Source organism: Mycobacterium sp. AT1, assembly GCF_002043095.1.
In the GTDB taxonomy this organism is placed as follows: Bacteria; Actinomycetota; Actinomycetes; order Mycobacteriales; family Mycobacteriaceae; genus Mycobacterium.
Genome location: NZ_MVOC01000048.1, coordinates 96,302 through 122,350, shown reverse-complemented (window position 1 = coordinate 122,350; position 26,049 = coordinate 96,302). Strand labels below are relative to the sequence as shown.

Here is a 26,049-nt window from a genome sequence, read left to right as displayed (position 1 = left end):
CCTTCATCGAAGAAGTGCAATTCATCGAAGGGACAAGTCATGACCACCGTAAACGAGCACCGTGCGCCCGCCGTGGCGAGCATCGACCAGGTCGGCGGGCTGTTGGCCCGATACGGCCTCGCCGTCGTGATCGGCTGGATCGGGCTGCTGAAGTTCACCACCTACGAGGCCAAGGGCATCGAACCCCTGGTCGCCACCAGCCCCCTGATGAGCTGGATGTACGACCTCTTCTCGGTCACCGCGTTCTCGACGCTGCTCGGCGTGGTGGAGGTGGCGGCCGCAGTGCTGCTCGCCCTCGGACCGTGGTGGCCGAGGATTTCGGCCGTCGGCAGCGTGATCGCCGTCGGGCTGTTCGTCGCCACGCTCAGCTTCCTGTTCACCGCACCGGGTGTGTTCGAGGCGGCTGAAGGTGGCTTCCCGATGCTGGGCTCGACGGGTCAGTTCCTCATCAAGGACGCAGCCCTGCTGGGGATCTCGGTGTGGACGCTCAGCGATGCGCTACGGCGGCGGTGAGCGCGGATGAACGGCTACGCTCCGTCAGGTGACCTGCGCGACACCCGACGAAGCCACCCTCATCACGGCGTTGCGTGCCCGTGACGAGGTGGCCTTTGCCGAGCTGGTGGACCGCCACACTGCGTCGATGTTGAGTGTGGCTCGGGGCTACGTGCCCAACGCCGCCATCGCCGAGGAAGTGGTGCAGGAGACGTGGATCGCGCTGCTCAAGGGGATCGACGCCTTCGAGGGGCGGTCGACGCTGCGCACGTGGCTCTTTGCCGTGATGATCAACATCGCCAAGCGTCGCGGCGTCCGCGAACGCCGCGACGCCGACGTCGCGATCACTGCCTTCACCGGCGGGACCGTCGACCCCGCCCGTTTCCGTGCCGCCGGGCAGCAGTGGTCGGGGCATTGGCGCGAGAACGAGGAGCCGTCACCGTTCCCGGAGACCCCCGAGGGCTCGGCCCTCGGCAAGGAGTTGGTGACCGTGACGCGACGTGCACTCGAAGACCTGCCCGAACGCCAACGCGTCGTGGTGACCATGCGCGACATGCTCGGTTTCGATTCGGCCGAGGTGTGCCAACTGCTCGACATCAGCGTCGCGAACCAACGGGTGCTGCTGCACCGGGGCAGGGCCGCCGTCCGGGCCCAGCTCGAGGACTACCTGGGGGATGCACGATGAGCACCGAACCGATGGACTGCCGCGACCTCGTCGAACTGGTCACGGCCTATCTCGACGGCTCGCTCGACCCCGACACCCGGGCCCGGTTCGACCTGCACCTGTTGGACTGCGACGGCTGCGAAAACTACCTGCAGCAGTTCCGCGTCACCGTGAACGCCCTCGGCAAGACCGGTGGCGACGACGTCGACCCGGCGTTCCGCAGCCGTCTGATGGAAGCCTTCCGGGACTGGCGCTAGCGGTTCGCGGCCACGAATAGGCTGGACGGCGTGAGCACCCTGTCGCTGAGCCTGTTCTTCGCCGGTCTGGCGATCCTCCTCGTCGGCATGTTCCTTCCGGGTTGGAACACCGCGGCACTGCCGAAGCGCGCGGTGAAGCGTCGCGTCTACTGGGGCGCGACGATCATCGCCCTTCCGGTGTTGTTCGCCGCGGGTTGGCCGGACGTGCAGAGCTCGATCGCGTTCACCGCCATGGCCGTCGTCCTGATGGGCGGCTGGGCCTACTTCCGCACCCCGAACATCAAGATCGACGGTCGCATCCTGACCGCCGACCCGTCGCACCGCGGAGCGGATCCCCTGCCGTGAGCGTCGTTTGACGGACCGTCTTCCGGCCGACGCCCTCCTTCTCGTCGGAATGGCATTTGGTGTCGTCGGGGGCCTCTCAATTATCTTCATTAAAGACATTCGCCTCGAACGCCGCGTGTACTGGGGCAGCTGGTTGCTCACGTCGCTGTTCATTTCGGTTTCGCTCACGGAACGTGGCTGGCGATCAACGGTTGTCGGAGCTTGTGCATGCGCCGGAACGGCACTCCTCTACGCCTACCTACGCACCAGCTACATCAAGATCGACGGCCGGATCCATACCTACACGCTGTATCGCAACCGCCCGGACGGCGCAGCGGTCGTAACCCCGCCACCTCCAGACGCCTACGGCAACGTTCTCACTGCGCCAAAGTTCTGGTGGACCATCGCCCTCTTCGCATTGGCCGCGGCGGCGGTCGCGATGGCGCAAGGGGCGACGGCGGCAACGGTTGGGGCAGGATTGTTCGTCGCGGCGTCGATCGCGGTCACCGGTTACATTGATGGCTACGAGGGCTTTTCGGTGGCGCGGCGCCAATACGTCCAGCTGGTAGTCACCACCATCGCTTCGATTCCGCTACTCCTATTACCCGTGCTTGCCTATGTCACGGCGTACCTCATAGGTAAGCGCTCGACGAGACCCTGACTCCGCCCTGCACCTCGCACACCCTTGACGCGGTCGAAAACTCTCCGACGACGGGGCCAGCGGCAGTAGCGTTCGGGAATGGCAGGTGTCAGGCCTCCTCTGCGACGACGGTCGGCTCAGCTGCTGGGCCGCGCCGCCGAGCGGGTCGACGCGACGATCGGGTGGTCGCGACTGCCCACCGCGCTCGGCATCCCGGTGCTGGTGGGTCTGCGGTACCGACTGCGCGCGGAGAACCTGTACGACACCGGGCGCGACCCTGGCAAGGCGCCGCCACCGGTACGCGACGGCCGCTACCGCACCGCCCGCACCGTCGACGGCACCTACAACGACTTGGTCGACCCGCTCATGGGAGCTCAGGGCTGCCGGTTCGGGCGCAACGTGCCCCTTGCCGAGGTGCACCGGGAGGACGACGACGCGCTGCTGAGCCCCAGCCCCAGCCTGATCAGCCGCCGCCTGTTGCGCCGCAACGAATTTCAGCCGGCGACCACGCTCAACCTGCTGGCAGCGGCCTGGATTCAATTCGAGGTCCACGACTGGCTGAGCCATCCGACCTCGGACGACGATCCCTGGCGGATCGCGACGCAGGACGACGACGGCGACGAGCACCAGATGGAGATCAAGCGGACCAAGACCGATCCCGACGCCGACCCCCACGGTCCGCCGACCTTCGTCACCGACGACACCCACTGGTGGGATGGGTCCCAAATCTACGGCGGTTCAACAGAATTCGCCGACGCGCTGCGCTCGTTCGAGAATGGCAAGCTGCTGGTCGACGAGCTCGGCCTCCCGCCCGCCGCGCTGGAGGCGACCCTCGACCCCACCGGCGTCGTCGGCAACTTCTGGGTCGGGCTGGCACTGTTGCACTCACTGTTCATGCGTGAACACAACGCGATCTGCGACGTCCTCGCCGGGCACTATCCCCACCTGACCGACCAGGAGTTGTACGACAGGGCCCGCCTTGTCAACGCGGCGCTGATGGCCAAGATCCACACCATCGACTGGACGCCTGCGATCATCTCCCACCCCACGACGACATTTGCGATGCGCGCCAACTGGTTTGGCCTCTTCGGCGAGCGGCTCAACCCGTTCGTCCGCCGGTTCACCGACAACGAGGTGTTCACCGGCATCCCCGGCTCGCCCACCGACCACCACGACGTCCCCTACTCCCTGACCGAGGAGTTCGTCGCCGTGTACCGCATGCATCCCCTGCTGCCCGACGACTACGAGTTCCGGTCCGCGACCGACGATCGCGTGCTCGCCAAGCACCAACTCGTCGACCTCGAGTTCGCGAAGGTCCGCGAACGGCTGGCGGAGACACCGATGGCCGACTTGCTCTACTCGTTCGGGCGGTCGCACCCCGGCGCCATCACGCTGCACAACTACCCCGTCCAGCTGACCGCGATGGTGCGCGACGGTCGGGAGATCGACCTCGCCGCGGTGGACGTGCTGCGGGTTCGCGAGCGAGGAGTGCCGCGCTACAACGAGTTTCGCCGCCTGTTCCGGCTCAAGCCGGCCGCCACCTTCGCCGACTTGACCGACGACCCGGTGTGGGCCCGCGAGCTCGAAGAGGTCTACGGCGACGTCGAACGGGTCGACCTCATGGTCGGCATGTACGCCGAGCCGAAGCCACCGGGATTCGGTTTCAGCGACACGGCCTTTCGCGTCTTCATCCTGATGGCGTCGCGTCGACTGGAAAGCGACCGCTTCTTCACCAGGGACTTCCGACCCGAGGTGTACACACCGGCCGGAATGGACTGGATCGCCGACAACTCGATGCGAACCGTACTGCTCCGGCACTTTCCCGAACTGGAACCCGCACTGGCGGGAGTGAAGAATCCCTTTGCGCCGTGGACCCCGGCGGTCCGCGAGGACGGAGCACCCGTGACCGACGCCACGTACGTCCGCTACCGCGAGGACGTGGAACGACCCGGCGTCGACGAAGCCGGATTGGTCGACGCGATCGCAGCCTCGTTGCACGACAACAACGTGTGGGCCTTCAAGAAGTACCGCCACGGCATCCGCGACGCCCACGCCAAGGGCCACGGGCTGCTGCGCGGCGAACTGACGGTCTACCCCGACCTGCCCGACGAGCTCAGGCAGGGGTTGTTCGCCGAGCCGGCCAGCTACCCCGTCGTGGCCCGGTTGTCGAGCACTGCGGGCGCGCTGCGCAGCGACCAGACCAAGGGCATCAGGGGTCTTGGAATCAAGGTCATCGGCGTCCCCGGCGCCAAGATCCTGCCCGACGACGACACCGCCGTTCAGGACTTCATCCTGGTCACCCACCGCGAGTTTCCGTTCGCCGACGCCGCGGCCTACCTGAAGCGCGGCATGCCGCTGGCGAAGCTGCTGGCACGCACCCCCGACGGAGTACTGCAGTTCGCGAGCCGCATCTTCGCATTTCTCGGCAACCGGATACTGCCGCGCGTCGGGCTGCAGTTGCCCATGGCGCTGCAGCTGTTCGCCAGACCGAACACACCGGTGCTCGGGGAGTCCTACTTCTCCTCATCGGCATTGCGGTACGGCGACTACATCGCAAGATTCGCCGTGGTCCCGCTGTCGGAGTCGGTGAAATCAATTCAGCACCAGGTGGTTCCGCCCATGGCAGGCGACGACGCCCACCGCGACATGGTGGTGGACTACTTCCGCACCGACGGGGCCGAGTACGAGTTCCAAATTCAGCTGTGCACCGACCTCGACGCCATGCCCGTCGAGGACGCCTCCGTCGACTGGCCAGAGGAACTCTCGCCTCACCGCGGCGTCGCGAAGCTCACCTTTCCCGCCCAGAACCCGGACACCAAGGAGCGGCGGCAGTACGGCGACGACGTACTCTCGTTCAACTCGTGGCGAGGGTTGGCCGCGCACCGTCCGCTGGGCTCGATCAACCGTCTCAAGAAGCTCGTCTACGACGCCTCCAGCGACTTCCGGCACGCGCGCAACGGCGTGGAGCGTCGCGAGCCGGCCAACGTCTCCGAACTCCCCGACTGAACACCGCCCAGCAAATGATCGGTGGCGCAGGCAATCTCAGTGCCGCGGCGGCTCGTGGCGGGACCTGCTGAATAGGCGACGCGCCGCAGACCTGCCACTTAGACTCGCTGAGCATGGCGCGCCAATGGCAGATGCTGGATCGCCCGGGGGAGTTCGACGCGATCAGCCGTGCGCTCACCGACCCGGGCAGTGGCGGCGTCGTGCTCGTCGGCCCGGCCGGTGTCGGCAAGACCACCCTGGCCCGCAGCGTGGTCGCGACGTTGCCGTCAGAGGTGCACTGGATCGCCTGCACCGAGTCGGCCCGCAGCATCCCGCTCGGCGTGTTCGCCCACCAAGTCCCCCCGTCGGGCTCGCGTGACCCGCTGGCGCTGATCGCCTCGGCCCGGGAATCGCTTCTCGGGCAACCGAACACGACCATCGGAGTCGACGACGCCTATCTGCTGGACGACCTGTCTGCCACCCTGGTGCACCAGCTCGCCGTCGAGGGGGCCGCCCGCTTCGTCGCGACGGTCCGCAGCGGTGAGCCCGTCCCCGATGCGGTCACGTCACTGTGGAAGGACGGCTACCTCAAGCGGTTCGAACTCGCCCCGCTGTCCAAACAACAAAGCGTCGCGCTGGTCGAAACGGTGCTCGGTGGTCGCCTCGAAGGCCTCAGCGCCGACGTCATGTGGAACTCCTCGGGCGGCAATCCACTGTTCCTGCGCCACCTGGTGGAGGGGGCGGTCGACGCGGGCACGCTGACCGAGGTCTCCGGCGTATGGCAGCTCCGCGGGTCGACCGTCATCTCCTCGGGCCTGGCGTCGCTGCTCGCCAATCGTCTCGACCGCGCCACCGCCGAGGTGATGACGACCCTGAAACTGCTGTCGCTGTGCGAGCCATGCGACATCGACACCCTGTGCGCACTTGCGGGCGAAGAGGCGGTCGACGCCGCCGAGGAACAGGGCCTGATCCGGGTCACGCGCGACGGCGTTCAGCTGAACGCGCGCTTCAGCCACCCGCTGTACGGCGAGGTCGTCCGGCAGCGCACCGGCACGGCGTCGGCCCGGCGACTGCGCGGCACGATCGTCACAGCACTTCGGGATCGCCCGGCCGACACAAGCGCCGCCCGAATCAAGTTGGCCCAGCTCTTCGTCGGCAGTGATCAGGTGCCGGACACGAACTTGTTGATCACCGCCGCCAAGGACGCGATATCGCTGTCCAACATTCCGCTCGGTGAGCAGCTCGCCCGCACCGCGCTGGAGCACGACGGCGGGCTCAGGGCCGCGGAGGTGCTGTCGCGGGCACTGATGTGGCAGGGTCGCCCCGCCGAGGCCGACGCCATTCTGGCCGGGTTCGATCCCGCCGGCCTCGACGAACTCGAACTGGTCCAGTGGGGCATCCCGCGAGTGTCGATCCTGTTCTGGTCGATGGGCGCCGTCGCAGAGGCACATTCGGTGATGCGCATCCTCGCCGACCGGGTCGAGCACCCCGCGCTTCGCCTCGTCGTCCAGGCGACGTCGGCCGCACTTGCCGTCCACGAGAACAGAATCGACGAGGGGTTGGCCATCGCCGAGGCGGTGCTGTCCGATCCCGACGCACCCAAGCAGGCGTTCGAGTTCGCCGCGTTCAGTGCGGGATTGGCCATGCCGGTGGCTGGCCGCGGTGACGAGTTCGAACCGATCGCCGCGAAGAGCCGCGCGCAGCAGAAGTCCACCGACGGCATGATCAAGGTGATGGTGCGCTACGGCGACGTGCTGTCGCTGACCTCCGTTGGCCAGCTCGACCTGGCCGACGAACGGGCGGCGGACTACGCGACCTTTTCGTCGTCGGGGCAGCGGCTGGGGTGGGCGATCGCCAGGATCACCGCGGGCGTCGTCGCCACGTACCGCGGTCGATTCCCCGACGCCATCAGCGCGATCGAGCAGGCACTCGCGGCGTTGGCGGCGGAAGCCTCGCTGCCGTGGCGGCTGCCCGCGCGGCTGTTGCTGGTCAAGAGCTATTCGGCACTCGGCGACGTCGAGCGGGCCGCACGGGTGCTTGCCGAGGCGGCCGAGCACAGCGGCCCGAGCGTCGCAATCCACGAGCCGCAGGCGTTGATCGCCAGATCGTGGCTGGCCGCCGCCGAGGGAGCCGAGCGGTCCTCCCTCGACTTGGCAAGGGCGGCAGCAGAACTGGCCCACCGGGTGGGCCAGTACGCCGTCGAGGGTGAGGCCCTGCACCACCTTGCCCGCCTCGGCGACCGCGGGGTCGCCGGACGGTTGCGCTCGCTTCAGAACCGCATAGCCGGGCCGCTGGCCGACCTGTACACCCGGCACGCACTAGCCGTCGCCACCTCCGACGGGGCGGAGTTGGACTCCGTCAGCGCAGCGTTCGAGGACGCCGGATTCCTCTTGTCCGCCGCCGATTCGGCCGCCCAGGCGGCGGCCGTGCACCACCGCGCGGGGGACCGTCGCCGCAACTCGGAGTCCGCCGCGCGGGCGCTTCGTCTAGCGGCGCTGTGCGGCGGCGCAGTTACCCCCGCCATCCGTGCGGCGGCCGCCCCGTTGCCGGTGACGTCGCGGGAACGCGAGATCGCCGCCATGGTCGCGGCTGGGTTGACCAACCGCGAGATCGCCGACCGGTTGGTGGTGTCGGTGCGCACGGTGGAGGGCCACATCTACCGCGCCTGCATCAAACTCGACGTCACTGATCGCGAGGAGTTGGGCAGGATCGTCCGGCCCGACGGTTAGGTGCGCCGCAGCCCGCCGAGCATCGACACCAGCACGCCGAACAACACCAGCGCGGCGCCTGCGGCGATGGTCAGATTCAGCCACAGGTGCAAACTGCCGATCGCGTGGTCGACCATGGCGCCGGCCACGTTCCTGACGTCGTCGGAGGTGGCGGCGAGCCCGTCGTCGACGTACCGCCTACCCACCTCGATTCCGGCCCAACCGGCGGCCCCCACGACGAGTCCCGAAACGCCAAGGGCGCCAAGGGCCTTACCTCGCCGCTTGGCCACGGCCAACGTCAACAGGGCGAACACGCCAGCCAAGACCGCGGTGCCGACGCTCACCCACGGACCCCACTTCGCCACCTCGCGGAACTTGCCGGGGCGCAACGACTGGGAGATGTTCTCGGTGAGGGGTATCTGCAGTGTCTCGGGCGCCTTGATGCCGTAGTCGGCGAGGGTCTGCTGAAATGAGCTGTCCGCCAACATCGGTGACAGGTCGATCTCCCACCGTCCCGACGCGTCGGACACGCCGACGGAGTCGGTGAACAGCCAGCGATGGGCGACCTGGTTGGCGAGCGCGAATTGGCCGGGGAACGCGTCACCGCTGGTGTAGGCCCGGGCCGCTCCGTTCAGCAGGGTCTCGTTGACGTCGGCACTCGAGTAACCGGCGTTGGCGGACAACGTCATCAGCTGTGAGGTCAGCGCGGCGGCCATCGCCTGCTGCACCGCGGGGTCCTTGGCTGCGGACGTGGCGAGAGCGGAGTAGCCGTCCCGGTCGACGAGGTTGTGCTGAGCCCAGGTTGCGGGGACTGCGACGGCCAGGGCGACGGTGGCGAGAACCCACAGCAGGAAGGCCGCGAGCAATCGCATGCGTGCGTCCTTCCGTCCGGCTCGCGGGCCGGTCAGTCGGCCAGCGCGCGTCCCACGATGAGCGGGTCGGCGCGGCCGACCACCTCGTGATCCTTGTTGTCGTAGTCGAACTTACCTAGGACGTAGCGCATCGCGTTGATGCGGGCGCGTTTCTTGTCGTTGCTCTTGACCACGGTCCACGGCGCCACCTCGGTGTCCGTCCACGCGAACATGTCCTCCTTGGCCGCGGTGTAGGCCTCCCACTTGTCCAGCGAGGCCAGATCGGTGGGCGAGAGCTTCCACTGCCGCACCGGGTCGACCTGACGAATGGTGAACCGCGTGCGCTGCTCGGCCTGGGTGACGGAGAACCACAGCTTGGTGAGGCTGACGCCGTCGTTGACGAGCATCTGCTCGAACAGCGGCGCCTGCCTGATGAACTCCGCGTGCTGCCTGCCGGTGCAATAGCCCATCACGCGCTCGACGCCGGCGCGGTTGTACCAAGACCGGTCGAACATGACGATCTCGCCCGCGGCCGGAAGGTGCTTGACGTACCGCTGGAAGTACCACTGCGTGGTTTCGCGTTCGGTGGGCTTCTCCAACGCCACGACGCGGGCACCGCGGGGGTTGAGGTGTTCCATGAACCGCTTGATGGTGCCGCCCTTGCCCGCGGCGTCGCGCCCCTCGAACACGATGACGTGCCGCAGACCGTTGGTCTGGCTCCACTTCTGGAGCTTCAGCAGTTCGATCTGCAGCAGCCGCTTCTGCTCCTCGTAGTCCTCGCGCTTCATGCGCTCGTCGTACGGGTAGTTCTCGCGCCAGGTGTCGACGACTTCGCCGGTGGGCTGAATGATCAGCTCGGGATCGTCGTCGTCGTCGTCGCGCACGGCGTAGCCGTTGAGGGCAGAGGCGTCCAGGGTCACCGGCGAAACGTAGCGACCCAGACCCAATTGGGGGTGACGCCAAGGTGAACGGACGGTGCCTCAGCGCCCACGCTCGACGGCGTTGGGTGGGCCGCTACTTGGCCGTTCGCTTCGGGCGGATCAACGCGAACTTCGTCATCATCGCGTTCATCCGCTTCAACGACTTGAGTGAGTTGTTGTAGTAGTTGCCGCCGGCGCCGGCACTGGTCCGCGGGGCGACGATGGCTTCCTGGCGACAGAACTTGCGCAGACCCTCCGCACCGCCGAAGCGCACGCCGATGCCCGAGGTCTTCCAGCCGCCCATGGGTGCGGTGGTGCACATCAGGTTGGAGATCACGTCGTTGATGTTGACGGCGCCGCAATCGAGTTCCAGCGCAACGTCATTGGCACGTTCGACGTCGCGGGAGAACACCGAAGCACTGAGTCCGTAAGGGCTGTCGTTGGCAAGCCGCACCGCTTCGGCGACGGAGGCCACCTTCATGATGGGCAGCGTCGGACCGAAGGTCTCCTCGGTCATGCACGCCATCGAGTGGTCGACGTCGACCAGTACGGTCGGCGGGTAGAAGCTGCCGGGGCCGGTCGGCCGCACGCCGCCGGTGAGCGCCTTGGCACCCCTGGCAATGGCGTCGTCGACGTGCTTGGCCGTCACGTCCACCTGGCTGTCGTCGATCTGGGCTCCGAAGTCGAAGCCCTCCCCGGCGCCCATCTTCAGGTTCTTCACCGCACTGACGACGGCTTCGACGAACTCGTCGTAGACCTGCTCCAGCACGTAGACCCGCTCGACGGAGACACACGTCTGGCCGGCGTTGAACATCGCGCCCCACACGGCGGCGTTGGCGGCCAGCTCGACGTCGGCGTCCTCGAGCACGATCATGGGGTCCTTGCCGCCGAGCTCGAGGCTGACCGGGGTGAGCCGGCGGGCGGCGCGCTCCATCACCTTCGCGCCAGTGGCGCTGGAGCCGGTGAACTGGATGTAGTCGGAGTTGTCGACGACGGCCTCGACCGCCTCGCGCGCGCCCTGGACGATCGCCATCACCTCGGGAGCGCCGGAGTCGAGCCAGCCGCGGAGCAGCAGCTCAGCGGTCAGTGGCGTGCGCTCGGACGGCTTGAGCAGTACGGCGCACCCTGCTGCGAGCGCGGCGATGCCGTCCATCAGCAGGTTGGCGACCGGGTAGTTCCACGGCGCGACGATCCCCACGATCGGCCGCGGGCGGTAGTGCACGGCGATCTTCTTGACCGAGAGGAACGGCAGCGACGCCGGTCGGGTCTCGGGCGCCAGCGCCTTCTCCATCGTCTTGATGTAGTAGGACGCAATCATGATCAGCAGCGGCACTTCCTGCGCCGCGTCGGTCGCCGACTTGCCGGTTTCGGCGATCAGCAGCGACTCGATTTCGTCGCGGTGCTCACCAAGCCACACGGCGTAACGAGCGATCACCTTGGCGCGACCCGCGGCGCCGCGGGCTTCCCACTCGCGTTGCGACTGGCGCAGTCCAGCCGCCACACGGGCGACGTCCGCGGGGTCGGACCACCGGACCGTGCCGGCGACCTCACCGGTGGCGGGGTTGAGGATCTTCGCGACGGCGTCGACTTCGGGCGTAGCAGTCATGACCTCATGCTAACCGTTGCTGTGATCTAGATCGCAGCGGGGTTGACACCCGTCAAGTTTGGCCGCCGTTGCGGCCAGCACCACCAGGAAACTACCGAGAAGCACCGCACCGATCGCGTCGGTGAAGTAGTGGTACGTGAGCGCCTGACCTGCGGCGCCAAGCGCGGCGAACACCGCAGCCGCCAGCAGCAACCATCGCCGCACCCCCCACACCAAGACGACCACACCGAGCACCGTCATCATCACCGTGACGTGCCCGCTCGGGTAGGCAAGTGCGCCCTCTCGCTCGCGGCCGAACAGACGCTTGAGCACCCGCACCGCGACGACCCCTGCCACGGGCGTCAGCGCCGCCACCGCGGCCAGCCGCCAGCGCCGCCGATAGAGCGCCACCGCAACGGCGGCGACCAACAGAAGTTGAAGCAGCAGCGGTTCGGTGAAGAACAGCAGCTTGCCGAGAACGGGGTGCGCGTTCCACCCGTTGCGGACGAACCAGTCGTCGACGCGCGTCGAACGGTCGCCGACCCCCAGCCCAAGCGCCACCATCAGCGGAAGGCCGACGGCCGGCCACCACTTCAGCACCGGACTCATCTGTCGCCGACGAGACCCCGAACGTAGGCAGCCTGACCCAGGTGCTGCGCGCAGTCGTCGACGATGCTGACGATGCGGGCGCTCGCGGTCACCGGTGGCGTCCATCGCTTGTCGACGATCGCCTCGAGATCCTTCGCGGTGGCCGAGGCGACGTACGACAGCGCCATTGAGTGCACGGCGCGGTAGTACCCGCCGAGCAGATCCGCCGACGCGCGCACCTTGGCGACCTGTTCGGCGTCGTGGCCGTAGCCGCTCGAGTCCTTGGGCAGGTCGAGGTCGAACCTGCCGGCCCAGTCGTCGCGGAACCACACCTGGTCGGCGCCGGCGATCTCGCTGAGCTGGGCGTCGATCACCCGCGCGCTGTGCCACAAGAGCCAGGCGACGGTGTTGGCGTTCGGGGTGGGCCGGTAGTAGGCGACGTCGTCGGTCAACACGTCGACGAGGTCGTCGACGTGTTCGGCCAGCCGGGTGAACGAATCGCGCAGCAGCTCACGGGCAACGGAGATGTCGGAATCAGACATGGTTGCGACGCTACTCGGTGCCGGTGACGTCAGCCGTCCGCCGGCGGCGCCCCGTGGAACACGGCCTCGACATTGTTGCCGTCGGGGTCCCTGACGAAGGCGCCAAAGTACCCGGGGTGGTACTCGGGCCAGAGGCGCGGCGCGTGCAGGGACTCCGCACCTAGCGCTGTCGCGGCGGCGTAGAAGGCCGTGACCTCGTCGACTCCGGCGGCTTGAAATGCGAAGTGGATTGCGGCGCCCACCTGCCGGTCGGCGCCGTCCTCGATCCAAAAGTCCGGCTTGCCGTCGCGGCCGTAGCCGATGGCAGGCCCGAACTCCATCTGCCGGGTGTAGCCCATCGTCGCGAGTACCGCGTCGTAGAACGACGCGGACTTCGCGTAGTCGGCACAGACGATTCCGAAGTGGTCGATCATGGATTTCATCGTGGCATGAACCACCGACACCGCCGTAGATTCGGCATATGAGCTTCGACTTGGTCATCCGCAACGGCACGATCGTCGACGGTCTCGGCGGTGAGCCGTTCGTCGCCGACGTCGCGGTGTCCGACGGTGTGATCGCCGCAATCGGCACGGTCGACGGCGACGCGACGCGGGAGATCGACGCGACTGGCCTGCTCGTCACGCCCGGGTTCGTCGACCTTCACACGCACTACGACGGCCAGGCGATCTGGTCGGACCGCATGACGCCGTCCTCGGCGCACGGCGTCACCACCGCCGTGATGGGCAACTGCGGCGTCGGTTTCGCGCCGTGCCGCGCGGAGGACCACGACACCCTCGTCGACCTGATGGCAGGTGTGGAGGACATTCCTGGCGTCGTCATGACCGACGGTCTGCCGTGGACGTGGGAGACGTTCCCCGAGTTCCTCGACGCACTGGACGGCCGTCCCAGGGACATCGACGTGGCCGCACTTCTTCCACATTCACCACTGCGGGTGTACGTGATGGGGCAGCGCGGCGTCGACCGCGAGCCCGCCACCGCCGACGACCTCGCCCAGTTGCGCGCGATCGCCGCCGAGGCCGTCGAGGTCGGAGCCCTCGGCTTCGCGTCGTCACGGCTGACGCTTCACAAGAGCGAAAGCGGCCAGCCCATACCGAGTTTCGACGCCGGACGCGACGAGATCGAGGCGATCGCCCGCGGCCTCAAGGACGCCGGAGGGGGACTCATCCAGTTCGTGCCCGACCTGATCGCCGGGGACTTCGGCCCTGCCCTGGAGACGGTGTTCGGCGTCGCGGCGGACGTCGGCCTGCCGGTGACGTTCACGCTGGCGATCGGCAACGCAGGCGACCCGTTCTTCCTCGACGGCCTCGATCTGGTCGAGAAGGCCAATGCCGACGGTGGTGACGTGTCGGCGCAGGTCTTTCCGCGACCAATCGGCCTGGTGATCGGCCTCGAACTGTCCGGCAATCCGTTCATCCTCTACCCGAGCTACCGCGAGCTCGAGGCACTCCCCCTCGTCGAGCGAGTCGCCGAGATGCGCAAACCCGAAGTGCGGGAACGCATTCTGTCCGACACACCGGCATCCGACGGGCATCCGTTGATGTTCGCCGCGCAGGCTTGGGAGTGGATGTTCCCCCTCGGCGAGCCGCCCAACTACGAGCCCGACCGCGCCGACAGCATCGCCTCGCGCGCGCGGGCCCGAGGCGTCAGCCCGCTGGAAGAGGCCTACGACCGGGTCCTCGACGACGACGGACACGCCATGCTGCTGATCACCCTCGCCAACTTTCGCGACGGCTCACTGGACACCGTGGCCGATCTCGTGAAGCGCGACGACGTCGTGCTGGGCCTCGGCGACGGCGGCGCGCACTACGGAATGATCTGCGACGCAAGCTTTCCCACGTACATGCTGACCCACTGGGCACGGGACCGCCCATCGGGCCGGCTGACGGTGGCCGAAGCCGTACGCGAGTTGACGTCGGCGCCGGCCCTGGTGGCAGGCCTTGCCGACCGAGGCCGCATCGCCGTCGGCTACAAGGCGGACCTCAACGTCGTCGACCACACCGCGCTGACACTGCACAAGCCGGTGATCGTCCGCGATCTGCCCGCGGGTGGTCGTCGACTCGACCAGACCGCCGACGGTTACGTCGCGACGGTCGTGTCCGGTGAGGTCATCGCCGAGAACGGCGTGCCGACGTCGGCACGTCCGGGCAAGCTGGTGCGGGGCAGGCAGTCCGCACCAGTCTGATGCCAAGCGGGGGTCGAGATGGCCCCTCCATACATCGGCAGGTGGACGTCCGCGCCGTGGCGAGCGAGCTGATCCCACGGCCGGTTCAGACCGAAGGAGCCGTGAGTCCGCACCCGGGTCACGGTGTCCAGATCCAGACAGTCGATCAGCACCTCCTCGCCACTGCCGGCCGACTGACGCACGGTGCCCTCGGGATCGACGATGCAGCTGCCCCCAACACCTGCGGGATCCGCAGCGTTCACGTTCACGACGAACAGCTGGTTGACCCACGCGTTGGCACGGGCGCAGACCACTTCCATCTCGCGGTCGCGCGTCGTCGTCAAGGTCGGCTGGATGATCACCTCGGCACCGAGCCAGGCCAGCTGCCTGGCGGTCTCGGGGAACGACCCGTCGTAACAGATCGCGAGGCCAATCCGGCCCACGCCGGGGACGTCGAAGACCACGAACTCTCCACCTGGGGTCGTCTGTTCGTACGGCTGCCAGGGGAACACCTTGCGGTAGGTCGCGGCGATCTCACCGAGCGGGGAGACGGCGACCGCGGTGTTGTAGACCTCGCCGTCGTCACCTCGCTCGTAAAGCGTGCCGGGTATCAGCCACAGTCCGGTTTCCTTGGCCAGCTGGCACATTCGGTCGGTGGTAGGCCCGGGGATGGGCTCGGCCGCTTCCTGCATCCATCCCGCGCGCGCCTTCAGAAGCGGCGCCTCGGCAGCGAGCATCAGCTCGGGCACCACGATCAGCTCGACGTGGGGGAAGGTGTCGCGCACAGCATGGACTTGGTCGCGGAACTGCTCCCAGCTGGCTGCAGTGTCATAGGCCACCGGAGCGGTCTGGATGGCGGCGATGGTGAGTGTTCGCATCAGTTGTCCTCGGTTGGTGTCAGGGTGGTGACGGCCTCGCGTCCGCCGTGGAAGAAGCCGGGGAATCGGGTGCGCACCACGATCATTGCCGCCACCCCGACGCCGATGGCGCCGACGCCGAGCAGAAAGACCCCGCCGACGCCGTGGAACGACGTCGCGCCGTAGGTCGGCGCGAGCATGTCGTGCGCGCTGCGGCCGAACGCCGCCAGCATGATGAGGCCGCCGACGGCAGGCAGGATGCCCCGGAGGAACAGGTCGCGCACGGAAGCCGTCAACCGGCGGCGGAAGTACCAGACGCAGGCGAGCCCGGTAACCCCGTAGTAGAAGGCGATGAGCAGACCGACCGAGAGGATGGCGTCGCCGAGGAAGTTGTCGGACACCGTCGCCAACACCGTGAGCAGCACTGCGGCGGCCGCACCGAAGAACACCGTGCCGAAGGCGGGGGTGCGGAACGTGGGGTGAATTCGGCTGAACGCCTTGGGAAGTGCTCCGTGACTTCCCATCGAAAGCGTGGTGCGCGGGCTGCTGATCACGCAGGTGAGCAGTGCCGAGATCGCCGACACGCAGATCGCCAGTTCGACGACCTTCGCCAGCGCGGCGCCGAGCACCGGTGGTCCGAGGGTCTTGAGCACGTCGGCTGCGTTGTCGGCGCTGCCGAGCCCCAGACCGTCGGTTCCCGTGCCCGCGAAGCTGATTGCAGCGAAGGCGGTGAACAGGTAGGTGCCCAAGAGGAGCACGGTGGAGAGCACCGCTGCCCGGCCAGGAGTTCGGTCGCTGTCCTTCGTCTCCTCGTTGACGGTGATGAGCGCATCCCAGCCCCAGTAGATGAACAGGCACAGCAACACGGCTTCGGCGAACGGGCCGAAGCCGTCGAACGCCAGCGGGTTGAGCCAGGACAGGCTGGGCGCCTCGGCCCCCGGGCGGGCGAATGCCGCCGCACCGAAACCGAACAGCGCGACCAGCTGCAGACCGAGCAGCACGTACTGGACTTCGGCGGCAATCTGTAGACCACGGTAGGCAATCGCCGTGACGGCGGCGAGAATCAGCACGGCGGTGGAGATCACCGCAACGTCGTTGTCCGCCAACGACTCCAAGCCGATCAACGTCAGCAGGTAACCGGCGCCGACGCGGGCGAGTGCGGCCATCGCGATGAGTGTCGCGACCTGCACGACCCAACCTCCGGACAGCCAGCCCGCATATGGACCAAAGGCCCTGGTGTTCCATACGAACGTGGTGCCGCAGTCTGGCATCTCCCTGTTCAGTTCTCTAAACGCGAACGCCGTCAACAGGATCGGTATGAAGCCGACCAAGAGGGCGGCGGGTGCAAGGTGCCCGACGACCATGACGACGAAGCCGAGCGTGACAGCGATGCTGTAAGCGGGCGCCACCGATGCCAGGCCCAGCGCGACGACGGCGAGCAGTCCGACCGAATTCGTGCGCAGACCCTTGCCGGTTGGGTCCGACGGGGATTCCGCGCGGGCGGCAGACGGATGAAGGGACATTGGCGCTCCTTGCGAGAAAACTATTCGTTAAATCACGATTTAACTAAAGTGTGATCGGGGTGTCAAGAGCTGCACAGGTATGCTTTGAACCTCGCTATAACGATTCCTGCGGCGAAGGACATAGCCAGTGGCACGGAAGAAGGACCAGGAAGCCCGTCGAGTCGAGCTCGGCGATGCCGTGCGGCGGGCCGTGCTGACTCGCGGCCTGGAGGGGGTGCGCCTGCGCGACATCGCCGAGCACGCAGGCGTCACTCCGGCGGCAGTGCTTTACTACGGCGACGTGGACGCGCTGACATACGACACCTACAAGCAGGCCATCGAGCGCTTCAGCCAGGAGCGCGAACGCGTTGCCGAACGGTTCCCCGACGCCCGCGACCGGTTGCGCGCCAGCATCGACCACGGAGTGGCCACCGGCCCCGACGACGAACTGGTGCGGTTACTGTTCGAGTTCTGGCCACGCTCATTGCGCGATCCCAAGGCCGCCGCGTTGGACTCATCTCTCTCCGAACGCCAGATCGCGGTCTACAGCGCAATTTTCACCCTCGGTGAGACCCAGGGGCACTTCATCCTGAGCGATCCCCCACGGATGCTCGCAGGCAACGTCGTCGCCATGGAGGACGGCTACCAGATGGAGGTGCTGTCCGGGCGCCGCAGCCGTGACGAGGTAAAGCTGTGCCTGTACTCCTATGCCCGCGCGGTCACGGGCTGCGAAATCTGACCACCGGCCGACCGAACCCGGTCACCGCGGCGGCCGGGCCCGTCGAGGCGTGTCAGGAAGCGCTTGCCGAGGCGTCGCCGGCGCCCGACTCCGTACCGGCACCGACGTCCGCGGAGCCCTGCGGATCGCTCGGTGTGGTCGTGGTGTCAGGATCGGTGTCGGTGGTGACGGTCTCGGCCTCGGGGTCGGCCCCCGTGACGGTGCCTGCGCCCGCAAACGTGTCACCGGGCTTGACCTTCACGGAGTCCCGCACGACGTTGAGCTGTGGTCCGGAATCGTTGGTCTTGACGAGGCCGGTGGTCGTGCCGCCCGCGTTCGGCAGTTGCGAATCCTCACTCGAGGGCGCCACCGGGTTGTCTACCGACTCAGGCGTATTCAGCGTCACGACGTTGTCGAGCGTCACCGACGAGTCCGGTAGCGAGCTCACCTTCCGCTCGGCGCTCGTGTCCACCACCCTGTTCACGTTGGATGACGCCGACGGGAATGGCGTCGGCTCGATCGGCGCAGGCAGAACCGACAGCAGGTTGTCGATGCCGGCGTTCACCGAGGCGACGACGTTTTGGGCCAGCACTCCGACCGGACCGGGCAGCGCGCGCATCGGTGCCGACAAGTTCGCGATCAGATCACCAACGAGTCCGTCGGACGACACCAAGCCGTAGACCAGGTTGCTCAGCAATCCCGGAATCTCGGTGGGATTCTGGATCGCCGACTCGATCGTCGCCTCGAGATCGGCCGGCAGGTATCCGAGGTAGTAGGCGGTGCTGTACAACGCCCACACCGGCGCGGTGACGGCGAGGTTGGCGGCGACGACCGTCTTGCCCGCGTCTGTTGCCCAGAACGCGTCCGTCGCGGCGAGACCCGCAGCCGGGTTGGGCAGCACGCCGCCGAGGAACCCGCCGACCGCCTCGGCAATCGCGTTGGCGGCGTTGATGATCACGCCCGGATCGGCGCCCGCCGGGCCCAGCGGGAACGGCAACGCACCCGCGATTACGTCGAGCGAGTACTCCCTGAAGTCTGACGGGTACGTGAAGTATCCGTAGCCGTAGGACGGGTTGGAGTATCGGTTGACCAACCAACTCAGCAGGCTCGGCGCCAGCGACGGGTTCTGCGCGGCGATGGTAAAGGCCGTCGCAACGTCGAACGAAAGCGACGAACCTGCGTCCTGCGTGATCGCGTAGCCGTAGGCCCCGCCGACCACGGCGTCACCGAGTCGATACAACGCGTCGGTGATCACCGACGCGTTCGCCACGTCGGCTGAGACGACGGGCAGCGGCGCCTTGTCCGGCGCGATGAGGGCGCCGGTCGAGATCACGCCGGCGGCCAAGAACGCGGCGGCAAGCTTGGTTGGCAAAGGACGAACGGATGCGTTCATGACGAGTTTTCCCCCGAAAAGTCACCCGCGGCACCACACCGCAAGCCGACGGCCCCCTGCCGCCGACCGGATCGTACGACGCCAACGCGTGCATTACTGACGTTCACGAAGATTCTTTGATCTTGTTTTTCACCCCGACTTCGGATCACCGTGCGCGCAACGGTGGCCGCCGCTCGTCAGGCGTGAGGTGATTGACCCCCGTGACTGTCATGAACGCCCCGGCGGCCGACGACGAGGCCCCCGCCATCTCACCGCAGGCGCGCACCGCGCTGTGGGCCAGCCTGGTCGGCACCACCATCGAGTGGTACGACTTCTTCCTCTACGCCACCGCCGCGAGCCTGGTGTTCAACAAGGCGTTCTTCCCGGATCAGACGACCTTCGTCGGCACCATGCTGTCGTTCGCCACCTTCGCCGTCGGCTTCCTGGTGCGCCCCATCGGAGGCTTCGTATTCGGCCACGTCGGCGACCGCATCGGACGCAAGAAGACGCTGGCGTTCACCATGTTCCTGATGGGTGCAGCGACCGCACTGATGGGCCTGCTGCCCACGGCTGCCCAGATCGGCGTCCTCGCGCCCATCCTGTTGCTCCTCCTGCGGATCGTGCAGGGCTTTGCCCTCGGCGGCGAGTGGGCGGGTGCGGTCCTTCTCGCCGTGGAGCACGGCCCGCCGCGGCGGCGTGGCCTGTTCGGCAGCATCCCGCAGGTCGGGCTTGCCCTCGGATTGGCCTTGGGCACAGGCGTCTTCGCACTCCTGCAGTACGCGCTGCCCGCCGACGCCTTCCTGGCGTACGGGTGGCGTATCGCGTTCCTGTTCAGCATCGTGCTGGTCGTCTTCGGCATCGTGGTCCGGCTGAAGGCCACCGAGACACCCGCCTTCGAGAAGGTGCGCGACAGTGGCGACCGGGCCGCGGTGCCACTGCGAGAGGTGTTCAAGCCGCCGGCGCTGCGGTCGACCGTCTTGGGAATGCTGTCGCGCTGGGGTGAGGGTGCCGCCTTCAACACCTGGGGCGTCTTCGCCATCTCCTATGCGACCGGCACTTTGAAGCTCGACAAGATTCCGGTGTTGGTCACGGTGACCGTCGCCGCGCTGCTGATGGCGGTCCTCATCCCCGTGTCGGGCTTGTTGGCCGATCGATTCGGCCCGAAGCGGATCTACGCCATCGGAATTGGCGCCTACGGTGTTGCCGTGTTTCCGGTCTTCGCCCTCTTCGACACCAGGGACATCTGGCTTTACGCGCTTGGAATGGTGGCGGTGTTCGGCGTCGTCCACGCCGTCTTCTACGGCGCGCAGGGCACGCTGTACGCGTCGCTGTTCCCGGCCCGGATCCGCTACACCGGCTTGTCGACGGTCTATCAGCTGTCCGGCGTGTACGCCTCAGGGTTGACGCCGCTGATCCTCACGGCGTTGATCGGCGTTGCGGGCGGTGCGCCGTGGCTCGCCTGCGGCTACCTGGTCGCGACCGCGGCGATCGCCGTCGTCGCAACGCTGCTACTCAAGCCGCGGGCACTCGCCGACCTCTAGCGCGAGTGTGGGGGTTGCGTACGCCGATCGCGCCGAAGGCGTACGCAACCACCACAGTCGGCCCTAGACGAGGCAGCCACGGGCGCGCAGCTGGCTGCGAATTCGCTCGAGGATGGCGTGAGGCCGCGCCAACATGCCGCCGCTGACCCGAATCACCACCCAGCCCGCCGCCTCCAACAGGGCGATGCGCTCGATGTCCCAGGCCCGCTGTCTGCTGTCGGTCCAGTGCTGAACTCCGTCGTATTCGACCGCGACCTTCCACTGACGCCATCCCATGTCGACCCGAATGTGCAGGGTCGGAAACTCGATCTGCGTCTCGGGTCGGGGCAGCCCGCCGCGGACGATGAGCAGCCGAACCCTGCTCTCCTGCGGAGACTCCGCGCCACCGTCGACGAGGTCGAGCACACGACGCAACCGGGCCACACCACGGGCGCCGGGATGTGCGTCGGCGACCACGACGACGTCCGGCGGCGTGATGCGCGTGGCCTTGAGCAAGGCGTCGACGGCGGCGATCGCCTGATCGAGCGGACGCGTGCGACCGATGTCGAACGCTGTGCGCGCGGGTGTCGTGACGTCCATGCCGCGGAGGCGACACACGTCAGCAGGAATGAGGCCCCACGTGTGCACGACGATGCCGACGGGCGAGTGTCGATCCGCCCGGACGACCTCCGCCGGCTCCGACGGGTCGAGCCATTTCGTGCCGAGCACCGCGGCGGCTGACGACCCACATAGCGTCGCGCCGGTAGCCAGCCACGCGGCACGAGCTCGTATCAAGGCCGTCATCTCGACGTCGCGTGGCAGGTACACGTCGCGATGGATGGCAACGTTGTCGCGGGCGAGGGAGCGACGGGTCAGGGCGCCGTTGCGGATGGCCGTGCTGCCGATGAAGGGTTCCATGCCGAGACCGTCGCGGCGGTCTCCGACGACTGTGGGCCCCGCGTACGGCAATCGGGGCGAAGCTGTGCACGAGACCCACACTGTGGATGAACACGAAGGAGCCCGGCGTCGCACGCGACGCCGGGCTCCCTTTCGTACTGGGACTTAGAAGTCCATGCCGCCCATGCCACCGGTCGGGTCGCCCGCGGGAGCGGACGCCTTCTCCGGCTTGTCGGCGACGACGGCCTCGGTGGTGAGGAACAGCGCCGCGATCGAGGCTGCGTTCTGCAGCGCCGAGCGCGTCACCTTGACCGGGTCTGCGACGCCGGCCTTGAGCAGGTCCTCGTACACGTTGGTCGCGGCGTTGAGGCCGTGACCCGCGGGCAGGTTGGAGACCTTCTCGGCCACGACACCAGGCTCGAGACCACCGTTGAAGGCGATCTGCTTGAGCGGTGCCGACAGCGCGACGCGCACGATGTTCGCGCCGGTTGCCTCGTCACCCTCGAGCTTGAGCTCGTCCAGCGACGGGGCCGCCTGCAGCAGGGCCACGCCGCCACCGGCGACGATGCCCTCTTCGACGGCAGCCTTCGCGTTGCGAACGGCGTCCTCGATGCGGTGCTTGCGCTCCTTGAGCTCCACCTCGGTGGCAGCTCCGGCCTTGATCACCGCAACACCGCCGGCCAGCTTGGCCAGGCGCTCCTGCAGCTTCTCGCGGTCGTAGTCGGAGTCACTGTTCTCGATCTCGGCACGGATCTGCGAGACCCGGCCCGCGATGGCCTCGGCGTCGCCGGCGCCACCGACGAGAGTGGTCTCGTCCTTGGTGATGACGACCTTGTCGGCCTTGCCGAGCAGCGCGACGTCGGCGGTCTCGAGGGACAGTCCGACCTCTTCGCTGATGACCTGACCACCGGTGAGGATGGCGATGTCCTGCAGCATGGCCTTGCGACGGTCACCGAAGCCGGGCGCCTTGACGGCGACGGACTTGAAGGTGCCACGGATCTTGTTGACCACCAGGGTGGAAAGGGCTTCGCCCTCGACGTCCTCGGCGATGATCAGCAACGGCTTGCCGGACTGGATGATCTTCTCCAGCAGCGGCAGCAGGTCCTTGACGGTCGAGACCTTGGAGCTGACCAGCAGGATGTACGGCTCTTCAAGGACGGCTTCCTGACGCTCGGCGTCAGTCACGAAGTAGCCCGAGATGTAGCCCTTGTCGAAGCGCATGCCCTCGGTGAGCTCGAGCTGCAGTCCGAAGGTGTTGGACTCCTCGACGGTGATGACACCCTCGTTGCCGACCTTGTCCATGGCTTCGGCGATCAGATCGCCGATGGACTGGTCACCGGCGGAGATGCCGGCGGTGGCAGCGATCTGTTCCTTGGTCTCGATGGCCTTGGCCTGAGCCAGCAGGGTCTCGGTGACCTTCTCGACGGCCTTCTCGATGCCGCGCTTGAGGCCGAGCGGGTTGGCGCCTGCCGCAACGTTGCGCAGTCCCTCGCGCACGAGCGCCTGGGCCAGCACGGTTGCGGTGGTGGTGCCGTCGCCCGCGACGTCGTCAGTCTTCTTGGCGACTTCCTTGACCAGCTCTGCGCCGATCTTCTCGTACGGGTCCTCCAGCTCGATCTCCTTGGCGATGGAAACACCATCGTTGGTGATCGTGGGGGCGCCCCACTTCTTCTCCAGGACGACGTTGCGACCCTTGGGGCCGAGCGTCACCTTTACCGCGTCGGCGAGGGCGTTGAGGCCCCGCTCGAGGCCGCGGCGGGCCTCTTCGTCATACGCAATTGTCTTGGCCATTGCGAAGTGTTCCTCCGGATTGGGGATGGCACGTATCTCGGTCGGGCTCAGTGCCCGCGACGGACGACTGGAGTGTGCGACCGCAGTTGCGGCCCCAGTCTCACCGTCCCGACCTAGCACTCACCGATCGCGAGTGCCAACGTCATTTTTAGCACTCGGCCATGGCGAGTGCAAGGTTCGCTTATGCCCGCAGACCGTCGATGATGACGTCCACGACCCGCTCGGCGACCCCGTTGCCGTACTCGTAGTTGGACTTGCAGACCATCAGCAGCGCCTTGACCTCCGGCACGCCGACGTCGGCCCGCACCGTGCCCGCCGCCTGGGCGGCTGCCAACAACTCGTCGAGCACGCCGAGGAATTCCTTCTCCGCGCCCGTCGTGGCGGCCTCGACGTCGAAGCCGTAACTGGCCAGTGCGTCGAATAGGCCGTGGTCGGCGGTACCGGTCTGCAGCATGCCCCGCATGAAGGCGTAGAGCGCCTCGCCGGGCCCCTCGGACGCCACCAGCGCCCGTCCGTCGTCGACGATGTGGCGCACCCGGTCTTCGAAGACGGCCTGAAAGAGGGCTTCCTTGGTGGGGAAGTGCCGGTACACCGTGCCCGCGCCGACGCCCGCGCGACGAGCGATCTCGTCGATGGGGACGGCCACCCCTTCGGCGGCGAAGGTTTCGTAGGCCACTTCGAGCACCCGGGCCCGGTTGCGGGCGGCGTCGGCACGCATCGGCCGAGCGGTTTCGGTCATCATGCCTCCTTCGGTTGACAAAACGGAGTGTGCGTTCCGTATAGTTCTCAACAACCGGAGTGCACGTTCCGGTTCGATCTTACCCAGGAGGCCATCATGCGTTGGACCATCGGCGACATTCCCGACCAAGGCGGTCGCACCGCCGTCATCACGGGGGCCAACACCGGCCTCGGTTACGAGACGGCCGCCGCACTCGCCGCCAAGGGAGCCCACGTCGTGCTCGCCGTCCGCAACCTGGACAAGGGCAAGGCCGCCGCCGACCTGATCGCCAGGCGCACCCCCGGCGCCGACGTCACCGTGCAGCAGCTCGACCTCACGTCGCTCGCCTCCGTCCACGAGGCAGCCGACCAACTGCACGCCGCGCTCGACCGCGTCGACCTCCTGGTCAACAACGCGGGAGTCATGATGACGCCCCAGGGGACGACGAAGGACGGCTTCGAGCTCCAGTTCGGCACCAACCACCTTGGCCACTTCGCGCTCACCGGCCGGCTGCTGGACCTGCTGCTGGTCAACCCCGGTTCCCGAGTCGTCACCGTCAGCAGCATCGGCCACCGCTTCGGCCGCGTCCGCTTCGACGACCTGCAGTCCGAACGCGGCTACAACCGCTTCAGCGCCTACGGACAGTCCAAGCTGGCCAACCTTCTGTTCACCTACGAGCTGCAGCGCAGGCTGGCAGGCGGCAACGCCGTCGCCGTCGCCGCCCATCCCGGCGGCTCAAGCTCGGAACTGAGCCGCCACCTCCCTGGCCCACTGAAGGCGGCCTTCGGGGCATTGGAGCAGGACACCGAGACGGGAGCCCTGCCGTCCCTGCGCGCGGCGACCGACCTCGGTATCACCGGCGGCCAGTACGTCGGCCCAGGTGGGTTCATGGAGATGCGCGGCAACCCCAAGGTGGTCTCGTCGAACCGCCGCTCGCACGACACCTCCGTTCAACGCCGGCTGTGGACGGTGTCCGAGGAACTCACCGGCGTGACGTTCGACCTGCCGCCCGCGTCCTAAAACCCCTACATCCACCCCGACTCGAGGAACCACTCATGAGCAATTGGACCACCGCTGACATCCCCGACCAGACCGGTCGCATCGCCGTCGTCACCGGAGCCAACACCGGCCTGGGCTATGAGACAGCTGCGGCGCTCGCCGCCAACGGCGCCCACGTCGTCCTCGCCGTACGCAACCTCGAGAAGGGCAAGCAGGCCGCCGCACGCATCGGTGGCGACGTCTCGGTCGTCGAGCTCGACCTGACGTCCCTGGCCTCGGTCCGCACCGCCGCCGACGAACTGAAGTCCCGGTTCGACCACCTCGACCTGCTGGTCAACAACGCCGGGGTCATGTGGACACCGAAAGCCACCACCAAGGACGGCTTCGAGCTCCAGTTCGGCACGAACCATCTCGGGCACTTCGCGCTGACCGGACTACTACTCGAGCGGCTCCTCCCGGTGGCGGGTTCGCGTGTGGTCACGGTCAGTAGCCTCGGCCATCGCATCCTCGCCGACATCCACTTCGACGACCTGCAGTGGGACAACGGCTACCACCGGGTCCGGGCCTACGGCCAGGCCAAACTCGCCAATTTGATGTTCACCTACGAACTGCAGCGACGGCTCGCCCACCACGGCACGACGCTTGCCGCGGCCGCTCACCCCGGCGGTTCGAATACCGAACTGGGCCGCAACGTGCCTGCCCCGCTGCTGCCGATCTTCAATCTGGTCGTCCCGCTGATCGGGCAGTCGCCCGCGATGGGTGCGCTGCCCACGCTGCGGGCGGCAACCGATCCCGGCGTCCTCGGCGGCGAGTACTACGGTCCCGACGGTTTCGGCGAGACACGCGGCTACCCGAAGATCGTCTCCTCCAGCGACCGCTCACACGACCTCGCCCTGCAACGCCGACTGTGGACGGTGTCCGAGGAGCTGACGGGCGTGACCTTCCCGGTCTAGCCCCG

The 26,049-nt window shown here is 67.5% G+C and carries 24 protein-coding genes and 1 pseudogene; 13 read left to right on the top strand and 12 right to left on the bottom strand.

Annotated elements, in window-relative coordinates; genetic code table 11:
* Positions 1–39: 39 nt before the first annotated feature.
* The 8 genes and pseudogenes from B1790_RS22115 (at position 40) to B1790_RS22085 (ending at position 8,091) form a co-directional block, all read left to right on the top strand.
* On the top strand, positions 40–513 hold the full coding sequence (locus B1790_RS22115) for a YkgB family protein (protein WP_079925412.1): 474 nt from the start codon (positions 40–42) through the stop codon (positions 511–513).
* 28 nt (positions 514–541) lie between these two features.
* A complete protein-coding gene (locus B1790_RS22110) occupies positions 542–1,177 on the top strand; it encodes an RNA polymerase sigma factor (RefSeq protein WP_079925411.1) in 636 nt (211 codons plus the stop codon).
* Positions 1,174–1,413: an anti-sigma factor gene (locus tag B1790_RS22105; protein ID WP_198952084.1), complete on the top strand. Its 240-nt coding sequence runs from the start codon at positions 1,174–1,176 to the stop codon at positions 1,411–1,413. Before B1790_RS22110 ends, B1790_RS22105 begins: the two co-directional genes overlap by 4 nt.
* A 30-nt stretch (positions 1,414–1,443) precedes the next feature.
* A complete protein-coding gene (locus tag B1790_RS22100) occupies positions 1,444–1,758 on the top strand; it encodes a hypothetical protein (RefSeq protein WP_079925410.1) in 315 nt (104 codons plus the stop codon).
* Between the two features lie 49 nt (positions 1,759–1,807).
* Entirely contained in the window at positions 1,808–2,398 is a 591-nt protein-coding gene (locus tag B1790_RS22095; RefSeq protein WP_079925408.1) for a hypothetical protein, read from the top strand.
* A 78-nt stretch (positions 2,399–2,476) separates the two neighbouring features.
* Positions 2,477–4,255, top strand: a pseudogene (locus B1790_RS35060) (peroxidase family protein); the annotation flags it as partial.
* 24 nt (positions 4,256–4,279) lie between these two features.
* On the top strand, positions 4,280–5,383 hold the full coding sequence (locus B1790_RS35055; RefSeq protein ID WP_198952087.1) for a catalase family protein: 1,104 nt from the start codon (positions 4,280–4,282) through the stop codon (positions 5,381–5,383).
* A 113-nt stretch (positions 5,384–5,496) separates the two neighbouring features.
* Positions 5,497–8,091 carry a LuxR family transcriptional regulator gene (locus B1790_RS22085; RefSeq protein WP_079925404.1) on the top strand — a complete coding sequence of 865 codons (2,595 nt, stop codon included), beginning with the start codon at positions 5,497–5,499 and terminating at the stop codon, positions 8,089–8,091.
* On the opposite strand, the gene B1790_RS22080 is transcribed toward B1790_RS22085, so the two are convergent.
* From B1790_RS22080 to B1790_RS22055, 6 genes are all read right to left on the bottom strand, one after another.
* Complete coding sequence (locus B1790_RS22080; protein WP_079925403.1) at positions 8,088–8,942, bottom strand: hypothetical protein; 855 nt, start codon at positions 8,940–8,942, stop codon at positions 8,088–8,090. The genes B1790_RS22085 and B1790_RS22080 overlap by 4 nt on opposite strands.
* 32 nt (positions 8,943–8,974) lie before the next feature.
* On the bottom strand, positions 8,975–9,841 hold the full coding sequence (gene ppk2 / locus B1790_RS22075; RefSeq protein ID WP_079925402.1) for a polyphosphate kinase 2: 867 nt from the start codon (positions 9,839–9,841) through the stop codon (positions 8,975–8,977).
* Positions 9,842–9,935: 94 nt separating this feature from the next.
* On the bottom strand, positions 9,936–11,447 hold the full coding sequence (locus B1790_RS22070) for an aldehyde dehydrogenase family protein (RefSeq protein ID WP_079925401.1): 1,512 nt from the start codon (positions 11,445–11,447) through the stop codon (positions 9,936–9,938).
* Between the two features lie 9 nt (positions 11,448–11,456).
* A complete protein-coding gene (locus B1790_RS22065) occupies positions 11,457–12,035 on the bottom strand; it encodes a PA-phosphatase (RefSeq protein WP_198952083.1) in 579 nt (192 codons plus the stop codon).
* Positions 12,032–12,556, bottom strand: a complete 525-nt coding sequence (locus B1790_RS22060; protein ID WP_079925400.1) for a mycothiol transferase — start codon at positions 12,554–12,556, stop codon at positions 12,032–12,034. Before B1790_RS22060 ends, B1790_RS22065 begins: the two co-directional genes overlap by 4 nt.
* A 29-nt stretch (positions 12,557–12,585) precedes the next feature.
* On the bottom strand, positions 12,586–12,969 hold the full coding sequence (locus B1790_RS22055) for a VOC family protein (protein ID WP_079925486.1): 384 nt from the start codon (positions 12,967–12,969) through the stop codon (positions 12,586–12,588).
* 47 nt (positions 12,970–13,016) lie between these two features.
* Between B1790_RS22055 and B1790_RS22050 the strand changes: the two genes are divergently transcribed.
* Positions 13,017–14,738 (top strand): amidohydrolase family protein, encoded by a 1,722-nt coding sequence (locus B1790_RS22050; RefSeq protein ID WP_079925398.1) that lies wholly within the window; start codon positions 13,017–13,019, stop codon positions 14,736–14,738.
* Here the strand turns inward: B1790_RS22050 and B1790_RS22045 are convergent.
* A complete protein-coding gene (locus tag B1790_RS22045; RefSeq protein WP_079925395.1) occupies positions 14,633–15,595 on the bottom strand; it encodes a carbon-nitrogen hydrolase family protein in 963 nt (320 codons plus the stop codon). The two genes, B1790_RS22050 and B1790_RS22045, sit on opposite strands and share 106 nt — an antisense overlap.
* Positions 15,595–17,097 carry an APC family permease gene (locus tag B1790_RS22040; protein WP_079925393.1) on the bottom strand — a complete coding sequence of 501 codons (1,503 nt, stop codon included), beginning with the start codon at positions 17,095–17,097 and terminating at the stop codon, positions 15,595–15,597. Before B1790_RS22040 ends, B1790_RS22045 begins: the two co-directional genes overlap by 1 nt.
* Positions 17,098–17,224: 127 nt before the next feature.
* Here B1790_RS22040 and B1790_RS22035 point away from each other — a divergent pair, with 127 nt between their 5' ends.
* Positions 17,225–17,815 (top strand): TetR/AcrR family transcriptional regulator, encoded by a 591-nt coding sequence (locus tag B1790_RS22035; RefSeq protein ID WP_079925390.1) that lies wholly within the window; start codon positions 17,225–17,227, stop codon positions 17,813–17,815.
* Between the two features lie 52 nt (positions 17,816–17,867).
* On the opposite strand, the gene B1790_RS22030 is transcribed toward B1790_RS22035, so the two are convergent.
* Positions 17,868–19,187: a hypothetical protein gene (locus B1790_RS22030; protein ID WP_142271445.1), complete on the bottom strand. Its 1,320-nt coding sequence runs from the start codon at positions 19,185–19,187 to the stop codon at positions 17,868–17,870.
* Between the two features lie 209 nt (positions 19,188–19,396).
* Between B1790_RS22030 and B1790_RS22025 the strand changes: the two genes are divergently transcribed.
* Entirely contained in the window at positions 19,397–20,707 is a 1,311-nt protein-coding gene (locus tag B1790_RS22025; protein WP_079925386.1) for an MFS transporter, read from the top strand.
* 63 nt (positions 20,708–20,770) lie between these two features.
* Here the strand turns inward: B1790_RS22025 and B1790_RS22020 are convergent, their stop codons facing one another.
* The 3 genes from B1790_RS22020 to B1790_RS22010 all read right to left on the bottom strand — a co-directional run bounded on the left by B1790_RS22020 (position 20,771) and on the right by B1790_RS22010 (position 24,113).
* Positions 20,771–21,604 (bottom strand): DUF559 domain-containing protein, encoded by an 834-nt coding sequence (locus tag B1790_RS22020; protein WP_079925384.1) that lies wholly within the window; start codon positions 21,602–21,604, stop codon positions 20,771–20,773.
* 144 nt (positions 21,605–21,748) lie between these two features.
* Entirely contained in the window at positions 21,749–23,374 is a 1,626-nt protein-coding gene (gene groL, locus B1790_RS22015) for a chaperonin GroEL (RefSeq protein ID WP_056550795.1), read from the bottom strand.
* Between the two features lie 181 nt (positions 23,375–23,555).
* On the bottom strand, positions 23,556–24,113 hold the full coding sequence (locus tag B1790_RS22010; RefSeq protein ID WP_079925485.1) for a TetR/AcrR family transcriptional regulator: 558 nt from the start codon (positions 24,111–24,113) through the stop codon (positions 23,556–23,558).
* A 96-nt stretch (positions 24,114–24,209) separates the two neighbouring features.
* Between B1790_RS22010 and B1790_RS22005 the strand changes: the two genes are divergently transcribed.
* A complete protein-coding gene (locus tag B1790_RS22005) occupies positions 24,210–25,112 on the top strand; it encodes an oxidoreductase (protein ID WP_369832393.1) in 903 nt (300 codons plus the stop codon).
* 35 nt (positions 25,113–25,147) lie between these two features.
* Positions 25,148–26,044: an SDR family NAD(P)-dependent oxidoreductase gene (locus B1790_RS22000; RefSeq protein ID WP_079925382.1), complete on the top strand. Its 897-nt coding sequence runs from the start codon at positions 25,148–25,150 to the stop codon at positions 26,042–26,044.
* Positions 26,045–26,049 lie beyond the last annotated feature (5 nt).